Raw genomic sequence first — 15,736 nt, 5'->3', positions numbered from 1 at the left:
TCTGGGCTCGTCCCTGAGGCTCTGCCGCACAGTCAGACGCCCAAGGGGCCTAAAGGCCGCGCTCAGCGGAAGTTGAATTTCAGGGACGCCTTGAAGGTGCCCCTGGTCTGCTGTGCGGGCGTGGCAGGCGTATTCGGGAAGGTGTAGTCGAGCGCCAGGCCGTACGCGAAGCAGTCGCTGTACAGCAAGGCGTCCGTGCCGACGGTGACGGCGCGGGCCACGGCGTCGTAACTGACGCGCGGCGCGAGGGCACCATCGGCGCTTTCCAAGCGGGCGCCGACGGTCGCGGTCGCCTCCTCCCACGTACTGGTGAGCCAGTTGTACTTCGCGTGAGCGCTGATGGCGTCCAGTCGAATGGGCTCGGCACTGGGAGGAGCAAAGCGGGCGTCCAGCACACTGGTCTGCAGGTTCGAGCTGCGCAGCGCTTTGAAGGGGCTGGTCCCGGCCACGAAACGGGCAGTGTGGGCGAGCGTGACGCTGAATGCGCCTTCCGTGGCGGTACCGCGCACCTGCGCCTCCACAGCGCCCTGCCGTTCACCGCTGGAGAACGCGAGGCCGTCGGCGATCAGGGTCCCGCCGACGCTCACGCCAGGGATCAGTGTCAGGGTCCGGCCCACGCTGGCCTGGGCGTGCGCGAAGGTGGCTTCGCCCAGGACGAGGGTCGTCACCTTGTTCTGCGTGACCTCCTCGAGCTGGTGACCCGCACCGACCTCCCCGATCCAGGCCACGGGGCCGAGTGTGCCCGCGTAGCCAGCGCGCGCTTCCGTGAGGTACAGGTTGCCGCGCAGAGCAAGGAGGCCCACGAAGCCAGTCGGTGGGCGCCGAGCAACGCTGAACTCCGGCAGGGGGTTCCCGTCATCATTGAAGACGCCCGCGCGGACGGACGCGCCGTACATGGTGCGGGTGAAGTTCACTTCCGGGAAGGTCGAATGGTAGACGACACTGAACCGCGTGTCGCCTGCGTCCAGCAGAGGGACGTTGCGAATCCCGACCGCGTCGGCCCCCACGATGAATTGCGGCGGACTGGCCTGCACGCGGTTAATCAGGGCGTCCGCGTCGGCCTGCAGCGTCTGCACGGTGGCCGCGACGGTTGGGCCGCTGGCCCGCACGGGGAACGTCCCGCTGGCGGGGAGTCGCAGCCCACCGGCCTGCAACGTGCCGCTCTGGAGGTGCGTGCCGGTGGGTGTGGCCGTCACGCCCTGCGCGTCGAGCGTGAGGCCGGTGGCGCGTGGGTCGCGGCACAGGCTGACGCGGGCGCGCTGCGCCACCAGCAGGTTGGGGGTGACCTGTACGCCGGTCGCCTGCACGCGGCCGAGCTGGACGGCGTCCGCGCGGACGTTGCGCTCGGAGACGTCGGCGTTTGAGAGGCGGGTGACGCGGCCATCGCGCGCGGTGAGCGTGAGGTCCGTGGTGCGCAGCGTTCCGCTTTTCAGGGTCAGGTCGGGACTGACGAGGTCGTACTCCCCGGCGGGCACGGGCAGGCCGGGCAGCGCGGCGTTCGGCAGTGTGAGGTGTGCGCGCAGGCCCTGGAGGTGTGTGCCGGTCGCGTCCGCGCGGAGCCCTGCAGCGGTGCCGTTCAGGGCCTGACCGAAGACGCGCAGGGTCTGGGCGGTGGTGACGTCCCTTTCGGTGCGCAGTTCGGGCGCGTCAAGGGTCAGGTCGCCCTGCGTGAAGCAGGCGTGCGTGAGGACCGTCAGGTCACCGTCGGTGTCGAGTGCGTCGGCGCGGGCGGTGCCGACGTTCTCGATGTCCAGTTGAACGTCGCGTTCCTCGCATCCGGTGGGGGCGGGGTGGCGGTGGCCTGCGCGGCGGCGCTCCCGATCAGGAGCGCCGTCAGCACGGTGAGCGCGGAGCGGAACATGCCGCCCAGTGTACCGGGCGGCATGAGCGTTTTACTTGAGGTACGCCTTGAACGGCGCGAGCGCTTCCGGCAGGGGCCGGGTGGTGGCGCTGGATTTGCTGCCGGTGAAGGTGATCAGCAGCGTGGCGTCGTTTTTGGCGTTGGAGAGTTTGGTGCCGCCGCTCGCGTACGCGTAGTTGCCGTACAGGACGGCGCGGTTGCTGTTGAGGTCCGCGACGAGCAGGTTGCCGCGCAGGTTCGGCTCGGCGACGCGGACGTTGCCGCGGGCGATGACGATGCCTTTTTTGCTGTCGTACTGGACGGTGTCGGCGGTGAGGTCGCGGACGCGACCGTCGCCGTATTTCAGGTCGCCCTGGGCGGTGAGGACGCCGGTGGGTACGTCGTACGTGGTGTTCTGGGCGCGCAGGGTGCCGCCTTCGCGGGTTTTGAGGGTGGCGTTCTGCGCTTTGAGGTTCACGCCGTCCTTGTACTGCATGGTTTTCGCGTCGATGCTGAGGCCAGTTTTGCTGTCGGTGGCGACGCCGCCCTTGTCGAGCGTGGTGAGGCCGGTGCCGAGGTCGAGGCGTTCGTTGCCGTACGGTTTGATCTGGAAGCCGCCGAACGTGCCGGCGAGGGCCGTGCCGGTCAGCAGGGCGAGGGGGAGCAGGAGGCGGGTCATGCGTTTCACCATAGCGTTGGGCACCTGAAAACACTGAGGGGGGCGTTCAGGCGCGCGTCAGGTGGGCGGAGTTCGTAGCGCCGTGCGCCGTTGCGGGTTGGCGTGGGCGGTACACTGCGCGCAACGTGAAGCGTCTTGCATTCGCTCTGCTGCTGTCCAGCCTGGCTCTCGCCGCGCCCGCCCCGACCACGCGTCCACCTGCCCTCACGGTTCTGCTCGATCCCGGTCACGGGGGCGTGGATGGCGGCATGGCGAGCCGCTGGGTGACCGAGAAGGAAGTGACGCTTGATGTGGCGTTGCGCGTTCGTGCGCTGCTGCGCGCGCGTGGCGTGAACGTCATCATGACCCGCGACCGCGATACGCAGCTCAGCGTGAACAAGACCACGGACCTGGAGGCGCGCAGCCGCATGGCGAAAGCGGACCGCGTGAACGCGTACGTCAGTATCCATGTGAATGCGGCGGGGCCGACCGCGCAGGGCATTGAGACGTACTATTTCGGTCGGCCGTTGGAGAGCCGGAACCGGACGCTGGCGGTCCGTGAGAACGGGGGCGGCACGCTCGGTGAGAACCTGACGCGTCAGGCGACCAGCACGGCGCAGAACCTTCTGGGGGACCTGATTGCGCAGGCGAAGATCGCGTTCAGCAAGCAGCTGGCGACGCGCGTGCAGAGTCACCTGATTGCCGCGACGGGCGCGGTGAACCGGGGCGTGCAGCAGGAGGCGTTCTACGTGATTCGCAACCCGACGACGCCGGCCATCCTGATCGAGATTGGGTTCGGGTCGCATCCAGTGGAGGGCGCGAAGCTCGCGCAGGGTGCGTACCGGGACCGGCTGGCGGACGCGATCGCGGACGGCATCTGCGATTTCCTGAACGTGAAGTGACCCTCGGAGCGGGGCGTGACGTGCGCGCCCCCGGCTGGACATCCAGCGGGGGCGCTTTTCGTTTCGGCTCAGACGCTGGGGTGGGCGTTCAGGCGCGGCGACCCTTGACGTGCCATTCCTCTTCGCGGATGCCGGCGCGGGCGTTTGCGGCGCGCGCCATGATGAACAGCAGGTCGGACAGGCGGTTCAGGTAGACCTGCGCGTGGGCGTTCACGTCCTCCTCGTGCGCGAGACGGATGACTTCGCGTTCGGCGCGGCGCGCGACCGCGCGGGCGACCTGCAGGGCGGCGCTCGCGGGGGTGCCGCCGGGGTGGATGAACTGCTTGAGTTCCGGCGCGCCCGCCTGGTACTGGTCGATGAGCTGTTCGAGATGCTGGACGTCGTCCGCGTCGATGCGGGCGACGTTTTTCGCGTAGGGGCTTTCCGTGCGCGTGGCGAGGTCCGCGCCGAGGTCGAACAGGGCGTTCTGGAGGTACGCGAGGTCGGCGTCCATGGCGTCGTCGCCGCCTTGCGCGTGCAGGTGCGCGCGGACGAGTCCGAGGACGCTGTTCACTTCGTCGACGGTGCCGTACGCCTCGACGCGCGGGTGCGCTTTGCTGACGCGGTCGGCGCCGTACAGGCCGGTCTGCCCGGCGTCGCCGGTGCGGGTGTAGAGTTTCATGCCTTCCAGCGTAACGCGCCAGGGATTTCCCTGGCGCGTTCGTTGTGGCGGGGCTTACGGGTGGCGGCGTTCGGTGCGGGTCGTGAGGGCCTGCAGGCGGTCGGCGAGGTCGGGCGTGAGCGCGCCGGGCGCGTAGCGCCACGTCCAGTTGTGCGGGCCGAGCGTGCCAGGGAGGTTCATGCGCGCCTCGGTGCCGAGGTTCATGAGGTCCTGCAGGGGCACGACAGCGAGGTTCGCGCGACTCTCGAACGCGACCTCGGTGAGCGTCCACGCGATGGTGGCGTCGTCCACGTACCGGCCGAGGTACGTGCCGAGGTTGTGCTTTTCGTCCTGCGTGGCGGTTGCCCACCAGCCGCGCGTGGTGTCGTTGTCGTGCGTGCCGGTGTACACGACCTGGTTCTGGCGGAGGTTGTGCGGCAGGAAGGCGTTCACGCTGAAGTCACCGCCGGCGAACGCGAACTGCAGGACGGCCATGCCGGGAAAGGCGAAGTCGTCGCGCAGCTGCTCGACGTCGGGCGTGACGACGCCGAGGTCCTCGGCGATGATCGGGAAGTCCCCGAGGGCGCCCTTCACGGCGTGGAACAGGGCGTGCCCGGGGGACGGCACCCACGCGCCCTGGATGGCGTTCTCGGCGGGGTAGGGAATCTGCCAGGCGGCCGCGAATCCACGGAAGTGGTCGATGCGGATGATGTCGTAGAGGTTCAGGCTGCCGCGGAAGCGGTTGATCCACCATTGGAAGCCGTCGGCCTGCATGGCGTCCCAGCGGTACAGGGGATTGCCCCAGAGCTGCCCGGTTTCGCTGAAGTAGTCGGGTGGGACGCCGGCGACGACGGTGGGTTGGCCACTTTCGTCGAACAGGAACTGTTCGGGGTTCGCCCAGGCGTCGGCGCTGTCCATGGCGACGAAGATGGGGATGTCCCCGATGATCTGGATGCCGCGTTCGTGGGCGTAGCGGCGCAGGGTGTTCCACTGTCGGAAGAACAGGAACTGCGTGAACTGCACGCGGCGGATGTCACGTTCGAGGCGCTGGCGGGCGTCAGTGAGGGCCTGGGCGTCGCGGGTGCGGAGCGCTTCGGGCCAGGCGTTCCAGGGGAGGCCGCCCTGTTCGGCCTTGATGGCGGTGTACAGGGCGTAGTCGTCGAGCCAGGCGCGTTCCGCGTTCACGAAGGTGTCGAGGTCGGCTTTGAGGTGCGCGCCGCGTCCGCTTTCGAAGTGCGCGAAGGCGCGGTCGAGCATCTGGTTGCGCCAGATGTACTGCAGACCGAAGTCGACGTGCGCGGCGTCGAAGGCGGGGGCGGCGTCGAAGTCGGCAGCGAGCAGCAGGTCGTGTTTGCGCAGGGCGTCGAGGCTGATGAGGTAGGGGTTGCCGGCGAAGGCGCTGAAGGACTGGTAGGGGCTGTCGCCGTAGCCGGTGGGACCGAGGGGCATGACCTGCCAGTACGCCTGTCCGGCGCGGGCGAGCCAGTCGACGAAGGCGTAGGCGGCGTCGCCGAGTTCGCCGATGCCGTAGGGGCCGGGCAGGCTGGTTGGGTGCAGCAGGACGCCGCTGGAGCGTGTGATGGTCATGGAACTCCCTTCCTGAAGCCGAGAACTTTTGGAACTACTTCCAGGCTTGAAACGCCGCATTTTACCTGAAGGGGCCCGCGAACACAGCACCTCCACAAGTGAACGTCAACCCCAGATGAACAGGTCAGATCACCTCCAGCAGCGCGCCCCGGTCCTCAGTAACCTCGACTCAGGTCGACCCGGCCCGGTACGTCCTCCCCGGCCGCGAGGGCCGCCACCACCCGCTGCGCGTACGCTGCGCCGCGCTCTGCCACGTCCGCTGTCGTGCCAGCGGTATGCGGCGTCAGGATCACGTTCTCCAGGGCCCACAGCGCGTGCCCCGGCGGCAGCGGCTCCGGGTCCGTGACGTCCAGAATCGCGCCGCCCAGATGTCCGCCCTGCAGAGCCGCCACCAGGGCGTCCGTGACGATCAGGTCCCCCCGGCCGTAATTCGCCACCCACGCCCCCGCCGAGAGGCGCGCCAGCACGCTCTCCCCCACCAGCCCGCGCGTGTCCGGCGTGCTCGGCAGCAGCAGCACCAGCACGTCCGCACCCGCAAGGGCCTCGTCCACCTCGCCCACCGCGCTGCCACTCGTGAGGCCCGTCACACGCGCGCCCAGCACCTCCAGGTGCCGCGCGAGGCGCCGGCCGATGTGCCCCATGCCCCAGATCACCACCGAGCGGTCATCGAGCGTCCACAGGTTCCGCTCCGGGCGCCACACCCCCTCACGCTGCGCGTCCCGGGCGCGGTGCAACCCACGCGCCGCCGCGAGGATCGTCGCGGTCGCGTGCTGCGCCACGGCGTTTTCGTGCAGCGCGCTCGCGTTGTACAGCGTCACGTGCTCCGGAAGGTGCGGCGTAACGTGGTTCACCCCCGCCGTGAGCGTCAGCGCCCACTGCAGGCCCGGCGTGCGCAGCAGCGCCGACAGGTGCTCACGGCGCACGCCCCACAGGACCACGCCGTCCGCTACGGCCGCCGACGCTCCCTCCGGGCCGTACGGCGTGAAGGTCACGCCGGGCACGGCAAGTGAGCGGAAAGCCGGCAGGTCAGGAATCAGGACGTTCATGCGTCCGGGCATACCACGCGTCCCGCGTGATTTCCATCAGCACGTCCGTCCGCTCACGGCCGACCTCGCGCGCGACCTCCTGAAAGCCGCTTGCCAGGAACGCCCGCTGCGCGCGGCGGTTATGCGCGAACGTCCGCAGGCGCACCCGCTCCAGCGGCGGCGACACCCGCTCGAACGCGAAGCGCAGCACCGCCCCCACTGCCTCCCGCCCATACCCCCGGCCCCACAACGCCCGCTCGCCGATCATCACCCCGAGCGTCGCCGTGGTGGCCGTCAGCGGCGGGCTGGGCCGCAGATCGTACAGCTCCACACTGCCGATCAGCCGCCCCGCCTCATCCAGCACGCCGAACCCGTAGCGCTCCCCGCCCCGCTCCTCGTCGATCATGACGCGGCGGAACACCCACTCGGGCAACCGGATCGGCTGCGCGCCGTTCCAGTCAGCCAGCTCGCGGTCCCGGAAGTACCCGTACATCGTGCGCCAATCGGCGGGCGTCAGGGCCGTGAGCGGCTGGAGGCGCACACGGCCGAACGTGACTGGGGCGTCCGTCATCGCGCCCACTCTACCGCCTGCGCTCAGGCGGGCACGAGATCCACGATGCGGTTCCGGGCGTCCACCAGCACCACTTTCGGCTCCAGCGTGCGCGCCTCCTCCTCCGTGAAGTTCCCGTACGCCGCGATGATCACCAGATCACCCGGCTGCACGAGATGCGCCGCTGCGCCATTGATGCCGATCACGCCGCTGCCGCGCGCGCCCACCAGGGCGTACGTGCTCAGGCGGTTCCCGTTCGTGATGTTGTAAATGTCCACGCGTTCGTTCGGCAGAATATCCGCCGCGTCCAGCAGGTCCTGATCGATGGTCACGCTGCCCACGTAATCCAGGTCGGCCTGCGTGACGGTCGCCCGGTGGATCTTCGCTCGAAACATGATGCGTTCCACGACGCACCATTGTAGGGGCTCGGACGCCCCCACATAGCCCCCCGCACACTATTGGTCCACGCGCGGCCCCGCGCCCGGCCTTCAGGAGACTGCGCCGACCCCTGCACAAGCGGTCATCGCAGAGACCGTCCGACGCGTCCGCGAGTCACGACGCAGACGCCCGCAGCCTCACTCCGGCACGGCCGGGTCCACGTACACCGTCTTCTGCTGCGTATACAGCACCCGCCCCGCCGGCGCCCCCTTCGGGCGCCACACATGCTTCACGCGCGTGTAATCCACAGGCACATTGCTGCTCTGCCGCGCCTTGCTGTGGTACGCCGCCAGGCGCGCCGCCATCAGCAGGTCGTCGAGCGGCAAGTCACGACCACCCGCGCGCACCAGCACGTGCGACCCCGCGTACCCCTGCGCGTGAAACCAGTAATCCGTACTGCGCCCCACCTTGTGCGTGAGCGTCGCGTTCTCCTTGTTATTCCGGCCGACCAGCACCTCAAACCCGCCCGGCGACACGTACCGCATCCCATACGGGCTCTTCTCGGGGCGCTCCTCCACCAGCCGGCGTTCCAGCGCCTCCAGGTCCGCGAGCGTCGCCGTATCCAGCTGCGCGAGGCGCGCTTCCGCATCCGCAAGGTCCGCACGCAGCTGCGCCTCACGCTCCGCGAGGCGCAAGAACACCTCCTCGCGGCGCCGCGCGCGCCCATAACGCCGCTCCGCATTCGCCACGGCATTCATCGTCGGGTCCAGCGAGACGCGCACCTCCCCGTCCCCACTGAAGTCCGGCAGCGTCACCTCGTTCGCCCCCGCAGGCACCTGATGCGCGTACGCCATCAACAGGTCCGCCTCATTCCGCTCCCGCTCCGCGTCACTCAGGCCCACAGTGGCGCGCTCCACGTCCGCCACCTGATTGCGCAGCAACGTCACGCGCTTCTCGACCGGTTCACGCAGCGCCTTCCGCAACTGCGCGGCCTTCTCCGCACGCGAAGCCTCCCGCGCGCCCTCACTGAGCGTCCCGGCCTCCACCGTCGGATCCGCCACCAGCGACCGCAACGCCGCCACCACCTCCGGCAGGCGCCCTTCCGGCGCCTCCGCAAGGGTCAATCCTGCCCGGCGCGCCAACTCCGCACTGAGCGCCAGCCCCAGACCGTCCACGCGGTCCCGCCAACGCCCCACCGGTACGCCCGCCAGCGCCAAAGCCTCCTCATCCGCGAGCGTCCGGGGATCCAGCTTCTCGTATGGCGGCGGCGGCGTGTACACCCCACCACTCCGCACCGTCCGGAACCGGTTGCGGCTCCCCGTGATCTCCCGGCCCGCCGCGACAATCCGCCCCTCAAACCCCTCGCCCGACTCCAGCACCAGCAGGTTCGTGTTCCGGCCCGTCAACTCGAACAGCAGCCGCGCGGGCGCCACATCCACAAACCCCCGCTCCCCACCGAACGCGAACACCGCCACGCGGTCCAGCTTCAACTGCTCCGCGCTCAACAGGTCCCCCCGCACACGGTTCGCCAGTAGGCGCTGGAACGGATTGTTCGGCTCACCCCGCAACCGCTCACGGCTCACGTACAGCACTGGCTGCGGCGGCCGGTACGCGAACACCAGGTTCCCCACACCGTCCAGCAACAACGCCGCCGTCGTCTCATCCGGGAACACCCACCCGAGCGTCCGCGCGGGCAGGTGCCCCTGAAGGTCCGCCAGCACCCGCGCCAGCATCAACCCCTCCACGACACCCACCCCACGAAACGCACCACACCATCAATCAGCATTCGCGCATTCTATCGGCGCGGCCCACCCAGGGCATCCGTCAAACGCGCACGAACTCGTCCACGCCTAGCACGAACAGCACCGCACCGCCCACCGGCACCTCCACCGGCTCCGGCACCATCCCCTCACCTTGCTCGCCCATCGGCACGCCCGGCGTGACCAGACGCGTCCGCGCGCGGCACGTCTGCCCGATCAGGCTCTTGAGGGCCTCCAGGCGGTCACCCTGCACGCCGATCATCAGCGTGGTGTTCCCCTCGCGCAGGAACCCGCCCGTGCTCGCGAGCTTCGTCACTTCGAACGAGTTCTCCGCCAGCACCCGCACGAGCGCCCCCGCATCCGCATCCTGAATCACTGCCAACACAAGCTTCATGCCCGCAGTGTAACAGGCACGAAAAAACCCCCATCGTGAAATGGGGGCAGTGGGCAGGATTGGGTTAAGGTGTGGTTTTAGCTGGGTTCGTCTTGACATTAACGTAAGACCCAGGGTAATACCGCAACACTCCAGTCACCAAGTCCTGTACAAGGAAGTCAATTCTATATGACCCTTCAGCAGCAAACGCCATGCCTGATGCAATAGTGGCACCTGCAGGCAGGTAGGAGCTCGTCCCAATACGGATGGGCTCTTCTACAGGCCCTCCTTCGGTGTAAAGCGAAACCACTCGCGAGGGGTTGACCGTTGTTCCCAGAACCTGCCATGTGGCGGATGTGGGGTTCAGCTGGCCAGGGGTGTCGTTGTACGTCACGGATACATCGTTGTAACTGAGATTTTGGATGGTGTCTTGCGTCCGGTCGATACGAACGGGGAACTCCTGAACAGTTGTATTTTCACCGTCAGTAACGCTGAAACGCAATGTGTAGTTCCCATTTTGGACATAAGGTTGGCCATCTAGAAGATCACCAATCTTGAACATCCTGTAGATCAAGCCCGAAAGCTTTACAGGATAATTAAATTGGTATGCACTGCTAGGGCATACTTGCGTAGGCAGCTTGGTTGCTTCATCACAATAGAAGCCAACACGAATTTCGCTAACACTATTGTCATCACTGGTTTGTAGCATGACAGCACTGCCACGGCTGAGAATCGCGCGCACATTAACATTGGCGTATGGATCCTCATGGTAAATAGGCATGTATACGTTCACAGCAGGCGGTAAAGTGCCATTGGTTTGGAATTTTACGCTGGCGGCCGTTCCGATTGAGCGGACTTGAGTCTCACCTGCCAGTTGAACTTGGGCATGCGCCTCAAGGGTGTAATTCGCGTTTGGTAAACCGGCACTCGTCAGGTCGATAGAGGCAATTGCTTCAAGCACACCGTCGCTTGCAACATATGTAGGAGCTTCAACCGTCTTCACGATTTGGCCACGTTCATCACGAACATCCACAAAGATGCTGTTGGATGGCATCACGAAGGCAGTATTCCGCTGGCGGACCTGTACACGAACGGCTGTTGGACCCGAGATAGTGCTGCTGTTGTCAGGACTTAAGATCGCAATTGCGGGAGCGGACAGGTTGCGCACTTGCACAGTGGTGGCGCTTGAACGTCCCTCGTACGCCACGCCCGTAGAATCGGTCGCGAGCACATAAATGGTGAATACCAGTGGTCCATCTGGATATTTACTTGTGTCGACACTGAACGTGGCATTGGGTTGCGTAGTGACGTATGAGGTGCCGTCAATATTTCCCTGAGCGTCCTTGACCTCAAGAATCATCTTCTGAACTTGCGTCTTGGGATCGATATTTGCCGACGCAGTAAAGCTGAGAATTCCGCCAAACGGTCCTGTCCCCTGGGTGTTCAACGTCAGGATGGGAGCTGGCGCCGTGACCGTGGTGCCACCACCGGTTCCACTGGCAGTGACGGTGGTCTTGAACGAGAAGGTGGAACTGCTGTTCAGCACACTGTCTTGGGCAACAATGCTAACGGTCTTTGTCCCAGCAGCAGTACCCACCAGATCACTCATTTTGAGTGTGACGGCGTCAGTCGCTTGTCCGACCTTAACACCATCTACGAAAACGCTGATTCGAGCCGTAGACGGGCTCACATCACCATTTCCGCGCTGATCACTCGCGCTGATTTTCAGCTCTTCATTCCCTGTGACTGTGCGGTTCTCCCCAGCAGTCAATGCTTGGTCGCCCAACATCACGCTGGAGATGACTGGCGCTTCAGCGTCGATACGGATGTCGGTAGTGACATTCCCAGTGGCCCCTGCATTGTCGGTGGCTGTGATCGAGAGGGTGTGCAGCCCGCTACTCAGACTAGGCAGCGCGAGAGACAGGTTGCCTTTGATGCTGCTGAAATCCCCTGAATGTTCGTGCGACGTACCACCATCAATCACCCAGCGAAGCTTGGTGATCTGACCATCAAGGTCTGTGGCCGATACAGAGAGCGTTTCTGTAGCACTGAGGTAGGTAGAAGCCGGGGAGGTACCGTTAGAACGTTTAACAATGACTTCGGGCTTAACGTTGGAGGTTGCTGGGGGCGTTACGGTGCTGTTGCACGCTGTCATCAGGACAGTCATTGCCCACAGCAGGGATGATTTTTTGCTCAATTGCATGAACTACTCCTCTTTTTTCGTAGTGACCGAGTTGACTCGCACGATCAGGTTCGCAGCCGGAACGTTGACGCTTTGTGGCCTGTTGGCTTCATCTGTGCCGTTGAAGATGACCCGCATTTTTAATGTCGGGCAGTCACCTGTGAAGCAATCCTGAGCAACGCGGCGTCCAACCTCATCGCCAATCAGGGGCAACGAGCCTGATTGGCTGGCGGGACGATAGGCGCGAGCGATCGGGGTCTTCTGGGCAGGTGCGCACTGATCAGTGTCAGCCTCCGAGGTGCCGCACGTGAATCCGCCGGGAACACGTGCGCTGTAGTTGCGGAGGTAGCGTCCTGCAATGTCGGCATAGCGGTTCCCGGATTCGTCAAGAATCTCAACATCGGCGCTCGTCAGGTTCAAGCCCACGCTCTGGGGCTTAACATTGAACGTGACGACTGGTTGCGTCACCACGTAAGAGGTTTCACCGTCGACGACGTTGCCTGCGCTGTCGAGGACGTACACAAGATCAACGGCGATTTCGGCTTGCGCAAGGCTACCATCCATCGCAAAACCTTGGCCGATATTGACCCCTCCACCAGGGGTACAGGCGGTCAGGGCAAGGGCCCCGAGAGCGGGAAGCATCCATTTCTTCATGTGTGTCATTCCTCCGTTTGGATGTGTTGCAGGTGCGGATTGAGGATGTAGAACGCAAGGCGTTTCATGCCGGCGAGGAAGTCGACGTTTTCGATGGTGACGCCGCGCCATTCGGGTGAGAGGTCCGGGCCGGCGTCGGTGTCGTGGGTGCGTGGCTGGATGACGATGGGGGCGAAGTTGAGGATACCGCGCACGCCAGCGTCCGCGAGCGATTGTGCGGCGTCCTGCGCGCGGTCCGGGGGGACGGCGAGGAAGCCCATGTCGATGCGGGTGGTGCGGGCGAAGGCGGGGAGTTCGCTGATGTGCTGGACGGTGAGGCCGCGGACTTCCTGACCGATCAGGTCGGGGTTCACGTCGAAGAGGCCGACGTACGTGAACTGGTAATCGCTGGCGGCGGGGTAGTTGGCGATGGCCTGTCCGAGTCGGCCGACGCCGACGATGACGACATTCCAGGTCTGGTTGAGGCCGAGGACGCGGACGAGTTCGCGTTTGAGGACGGGGACGGTGTAGCCCATGCCGCGCGTGCCGAAGCGGCCGAAGTAGGCAAGGTCTTTGCGGACCTGGAAGGCGGTGACGCTGGCGCGTTCGGCGAGGTCGTTGCTGCTGGTGCGGCTGACGTTTTCCGCTTCGAGGTGTTCGAGGATGCGGAGGTAGGTGACGAGCCGACTGATGGCTGCTGTGGGAATGCCGCTGGTCATGGGTTACCGGACGCGGAAGTGCTCGATGCCGTTTTCGCCGAGGCGCGTTTCGGTGCGTTCGAGGGGGCCGCTGGTGTAGGGGCCGACGAGGACGGTGACTTTGCCGCCGGCGGGGGCGTTGACGGTGGGGGCGTAGCCAAGGTCGCGGAGTTGCTGGACGAGCGTTTGGGCGCGCTCGACGCTGTTGAATGCGCCCACCTGCAGGTACACGGGCGTGTTGGGGCTGGCGGGGGTGGTTTCAGGAGCTGGGGTGGCGGCTTCGGGGGGTGTTGGTGTGCTCGGAGTGGTGGCCGTCGTGCCCGTGTTCTCGGTGGGTGCGGTGGCGGGGGCGTTGCGCGGACGGTACACCAGGGCGCCAGGGGCGGCGCGCTGAATGTCCGCGAGGGCTTCCTGCGCGCGGTCGGCGTCGGCGAAGGGGCCGACCTGCGCGACGACGCCGCTGCCGATGTCGATGGGGTATACGGTGTAGCCAAGTGCGGTGACGCCGCTGAGTTTCGCGCGGGCGTCGTCGGCGTTGGCGTACGTGCCGAGGCTGATGCGGTAGTCGTTCCGGGTGGGGGTGCGGCTGTCGCTGGTGGCGACGGCGCCGCCGTCGCGGGGGGTGACGCTGGTGGTGCCGGGCGTCGGGGTTTCCTCGGGGGTGGCGGTGGCCGTTTCGTCGGTGGTGGCGGGCGGCGTGGGGGTGGTGTCGGGCGTGACGGGCTGCGCGGGAATGGTGGGCAGGTCCGTGACGGGCGCCGTGGGGATGGTGCCCTGCTCTTCCGGAGTGCTGCTGGGCGCGGCGGTGCTGTCACTGCCGGTAGCAGTGTCCGGTGTGGTCGTCGGGGCTGTCGCGGTGGTGGTCGTGGGTTCGGTGGTGGTGGTTTCCGGGGTCGGTTCCGTGGTGGCGGTGGGGGCGCTGCGGTTGTTGCCGAGCAGCAGCGTGCCGAAGCCGAAGAGCAGGAGGACGACGAGGGTGGCGATGAGCAGGTCGGGCCAGCGGCGCTTGATGAACGTCAACGCAGGGCTCCTCTCGCTTGGGTATAGCCGAGATTGAGGGCGGTGCGGAAGGCGGTGCGCGCTTCGGCTTCGCGGTCGAGGTTGCGCAGCGTCCAGCCGAGCTGGTACCAGGCGATGGCGGTTTTGGGCGCGTCGGTGACGACGCCGCGCAGGGTCGCTTCGGCCTCCTGGTAACGTCCGGCGGCGAGCAGGGCCGCGCCGAGGTTCTGGCGGGCATTGACGCTGGGGTTGACCTTGGCGCTCGCCTCGAGGGCGGTGATGGCGCCAGCGTAGTCCTTGAGGGCGTAGCTGGCGAGACCGAGCCAGAGGTTCGTTTCGGCGTCCGGGACTTTCAGGGCGCTGGATTGCAGGGCGCTGCGCGCCTGAGCGTACTGCCCCTGGCGGTACGCGGCCACGCCGAGCACGAATTGCGCGCGGGCGAGCGTGAGCTGGTCCGGGGCCGCCTGCACGGCGAGCTGGGCGTCGCGGCGGGCCGCGTCGTACTGCGCGAGGTTCAGTTCGACGAGCGCGAGGCTGGCGCGGTAGCTGGCGTTCTGCGGGTCGAGGCGCGCGGCGTTCTGGTACGCGGTGCGGGCGCCGGTGCGGTCGTTGCGCGCGAGGAGCAGTTCGCCCAGGCGGGCCTGCGCGGCGGCGTTGCGGCTGTCGGCCTTGACGGCGTCCTGCACGGCGAGGACGGCGTCGCGGGTGCGGTTCTGGCGGGCGAGCAGGTCGGCTTTGCGCAGGAGCAGGCGGGCCTGCACGGTGCCGTTGGGCGTGGCGGCGACGGCCTTGTCGAGTTCGCGGATCGCGCGGTCCGGGAGGTTCTGCGCGGTGTAGACGTCCGCGAGGAGTTGCGCCGCGTCCGCGTTGGCGGGGTTCGCCTGCAGCAGCGCGTACAGGGCCGGCAGGGCCTGCGTGCCGTTTCCGGCGCGGTATTGCGCGTCGGCGAGGCGCAGTTGCAGCGCGGCGTCGTTGGGCGCGAGCGCGAGGGTGGCGGTGAGGGTGGTGATCAGGCCGGGGTAGTCGCCGCGGCGGGTCTGCTCGCCGGCGAGGGCGTCCAGAACTTGGCGGACGCTGGTCGGGCTGGCTTTGCCCTGCGCGAGGGTGAGGGCCTTCTGGTAGTTGGCGAGGGCCTCATCGTACTGACCCTGGCGGGCTGCGAGAACGCCGAGGTTGTAGAAGCCCTCGAAGCGGTCCGGGGCGAGCGCCGTGAGTTGCGTGAACTCGAAGCGCGCGCCTGTGAGGTCGCCGAGCGCGTACAGGGTGAGGCCCAGGCCGAAGTGCGCCTCGGCGTTGTTGTAGTCGCGGGCGATGAGCGCCTCGAACGCCGTTTGGGCGTCGCGGTAGCGGCCTTCCTGCAGGGCGCGCTGCGCGGCGCTGAGGTCAGCCGTGCTGGTGACGCTCGGCGCAGTGGGCGCCGGCGGAGTGGATGTAGGGGTTGCCTGGGCGGATGCGACACCTAGGGTGAGGCACGCTGTCAGCAGGATTGTGGGAACGCTGTGAGCCACCTG

The 15,736-nt window shown here is 66.8% G+C and carries 16 protein-coding genes; 1 reads left to right on the top strand and 15 read right to left on the bottom strand.

Annotated elements, in window-relative coordinates; genetic code table 11:
* Window positions 1-62: 62 nt before the first annotated feature.
* The 3 genes from DEIMA_RS08515 to DEIMA_RS08510 form a co-directional block, all read right to left on the bottom strand.
* Window positions 63-1,475, bottom strand: a complete 1,413-nt coding sequence (locus DEIMA_RS08515; RefSeq protein ID WP_013556836.1) for a hypothetical protein — start codon at window positions 1,473-1,475, stop codon at window positions 63-65.
* A gap of 218 nt (window positions 1,476-1,693) precedes the next feature.
* A complete protein-coding gene (locus DEIMA_RS18240) occupies window positions 1,694-1,861 on the bottom strand; it encodes a hypothetical protein (protein WP_169311934.1) in 168 nt (55 codons plus the stop codon).
* Between the two features lie 31 nt (window positions 1,862-1,892).
* Window positions 1,893-2,519 carry a hypothetical protein gene (locus DEIMA_RS08510; RefSeq protein WP_043816590.1) on the bottom strand — a complete coding sequence of 209 codons (627 nt, stop codon included), beginning with the start codon at window positions 2,517-2,519 and terminating at the stop codon, window positions 1,893-1,895.
* A 125-nt stretch (window positions 2,520-2,644) separates the two neighbouring features.
* Between DEIMA_RS08510 and DEIMA_RS08505 the strand changes: the two genes are divergently transcribed.
* On the top strand, window positions 2,645-3,400 hold the full coding sequence (locus DEIMA_RS08505; protein ID WP_052303297.1) for an N-acetylmuramoyl-L-alanine amidase family protein: 756 nt from the start codon (window positions 2,645-2,647) through the stop codon (window positions 3,398-3,400).
* A gap of 88 nt (window positions 3,401-3,488) precedes the next feature.
* Here DEIMA_RS08505 and DEIMA_RS08500 read toward each other — a convergent pair whose 3' ends face one another.
* From DEIMA_RS08500 to DEIMA_RS08455, 12 genes are all read right to left on the bottom strand, one after another.
* Window positions 3,489-4,061, bottom strand: a complete 573-nt coding sequence (locus DEIMA_RS08500) for a cob(I)yrinic acid a,c-diamide adenosyltransferase (RefSeq protein ID WP_013556833.1) — start codon at window positions 4,059-4,061, stop codon at window positions 3,489-3,491.
* 54 nt (window positions 4,062-4,115) lie between these two features.
* Window positions 4,116-5,627, bottom strand: coding sequence for a 4-alpha-glucanotransferase (malQ, locus tag DEIMA_RS08495; RefSeq protein ID WP_013556832.1), 1,512 nt, complete (start codon window positions 5,625-5,627; stop codon window positions 4,116-4,118).
* A gap of 155 nt (window positions 5,628-5,782) precedes the next feature.
* Complete coding sequence (locus DEIMA_RS08490) at window positions 5,783-6,673, bottom strand: D-2-hydroxyacid dehydrogenase (RefSeq protein ID WP_043816588.1); 891 nt, start codon at window positions 6,671-6,673, stop codon at window positions 5,783-5,785.
* The gene (locus DEIMA_RS08485; RefSeq protein ID WP_013556830.1) at window positions 6,654-7,223 is read right to left on the bottom strand and encodes a GNAT family N-acetyltransferase; all 570 of its coding nucleotides are present in this window, start codon (window positions 7,221-7,223) and stop codon (window positions 6,654-6,656) included. The genes DEIMA_RS08490 and DEIMA_RS08485 overlap by 20 nt, the downstream gene beginning before the upstream one ends.
* Before the next feature lie 23 nt (window positions 7,224-7,246).
* The gene (gene panD / locus DEIMA_RS08480) at window positions 7,247-7,609 is read right to left on the bottom strand and encodes an aspartate 1-decarboxylase (protein WP_148234931.1); all 363 of its coding nucleotides are present in this window, start codon (window positions 7,607-7,609) and stop codon (window positions 7,247-7,249) included.
* A 168-nt stretch (window positions 7,610-7,777) separates the two neighbouring features.
* Complete coding sequence (locus tag DEIMA_RS08475) at window positions 7,778-9,313, bottom strand: Rqc2 family fibronectin-binding protein (RefSeq protein WP_013556828.1); 1,536 nt, start codon at window positions 9,311-9,313, stop codon at window positions 7,778-7,780.
* Between the two features lie 91 nt (window positions 9,314-9,404).
* A complete protein-coding gene (locus DEIMA_RS08470; protein ID WP_013556827.1) occupies window positions 9,405-9,734 on the bottom strand; it encodes a cyclic-di-AMP receptor in 330 nt (109 codons plus the stop codon).
* Between the two features lie 64 nt (window positions 9,735-9,798).
* A complete protein-coding gene (locus DEIMA_RS17910; protein ID WP_013556826.1) occupies window positions 9,799-11,916 on the bottom strand; it encodes a PKD domain-containing protein in 2,118 nt (705 codons plus the stop codon).
* A gap of 3 nt (window positions 11,917-11,919) precedes the next feature.
* Window positions 11,920-12,549 carry a hypothetical protein gene (locus tag DEIMA_RS17905; protein WP_013556825.1) on the bottom strand — a complete coding sequence of 210 codons (630 nt, stop codon included), beginning with the start codon at window positions 12,547-12,549 and terminating at the stop codon, window positions 11,920-11,922.
* A gap of 5 nt (window positions 12,550-12,554) precedes the next feature.
* Window positions 12,555-13,247 carry a redox-sensing transcriptional repressor Rex gene (locus tag DEIMA_RS08465; RefSeq protein WP_013556824.1) on the bottom strand — a complete coding sequence of 231 codons (693 nt, stop codon included), beginning with the start codon at window positions 13,245-13,247 and terminating at the stop codon, window positions 12,555-12,557.
* Window positions 13,248-13,250: 3 nt separating this feature from the next.
* Window positions 13,251-14,246, bottom strand: coding sequence for an SPOR domain-containing protein (locus tag DEIMA_RS18855; RefSeq protein ID WP_013556823.1), 996 nt, complete (start codon window positions 14,244-14,246; stop codon window positions 13,251-13,253).
* Window positions 14,243-15,733: a tetratricopeptide repeat protein gene (locus DEIMA_RS08455; protein ID WP_013556822.1), complete on the bottom strand. Its 1,491-nt coding sequence runs from the start codon at window positions 15,731-15,733 to the stop codon at window positions 14,243-14,245. Before DEIMA_RS08455 ends, DEIMA_RS18855 begins: the two co-directional genes overlap by 4 nt.
* Window positions 15,734-15,736 lie beyond the last annotated feature (3 nt).

It is taken from the genome of Deinococcus maricopensis DSM 21211, assembly GCF_000186385.1.
Classification (GTDB): domain Bacteria; phylum Deinococcota; class Deinococci; order Deinococcales; family Deinococcaceae; genus Deinococcus_B; species Deinococcus_B maricopensis.
This window is presented reverse-complemented; position numbering and strand designations above follow the sequence as displayed.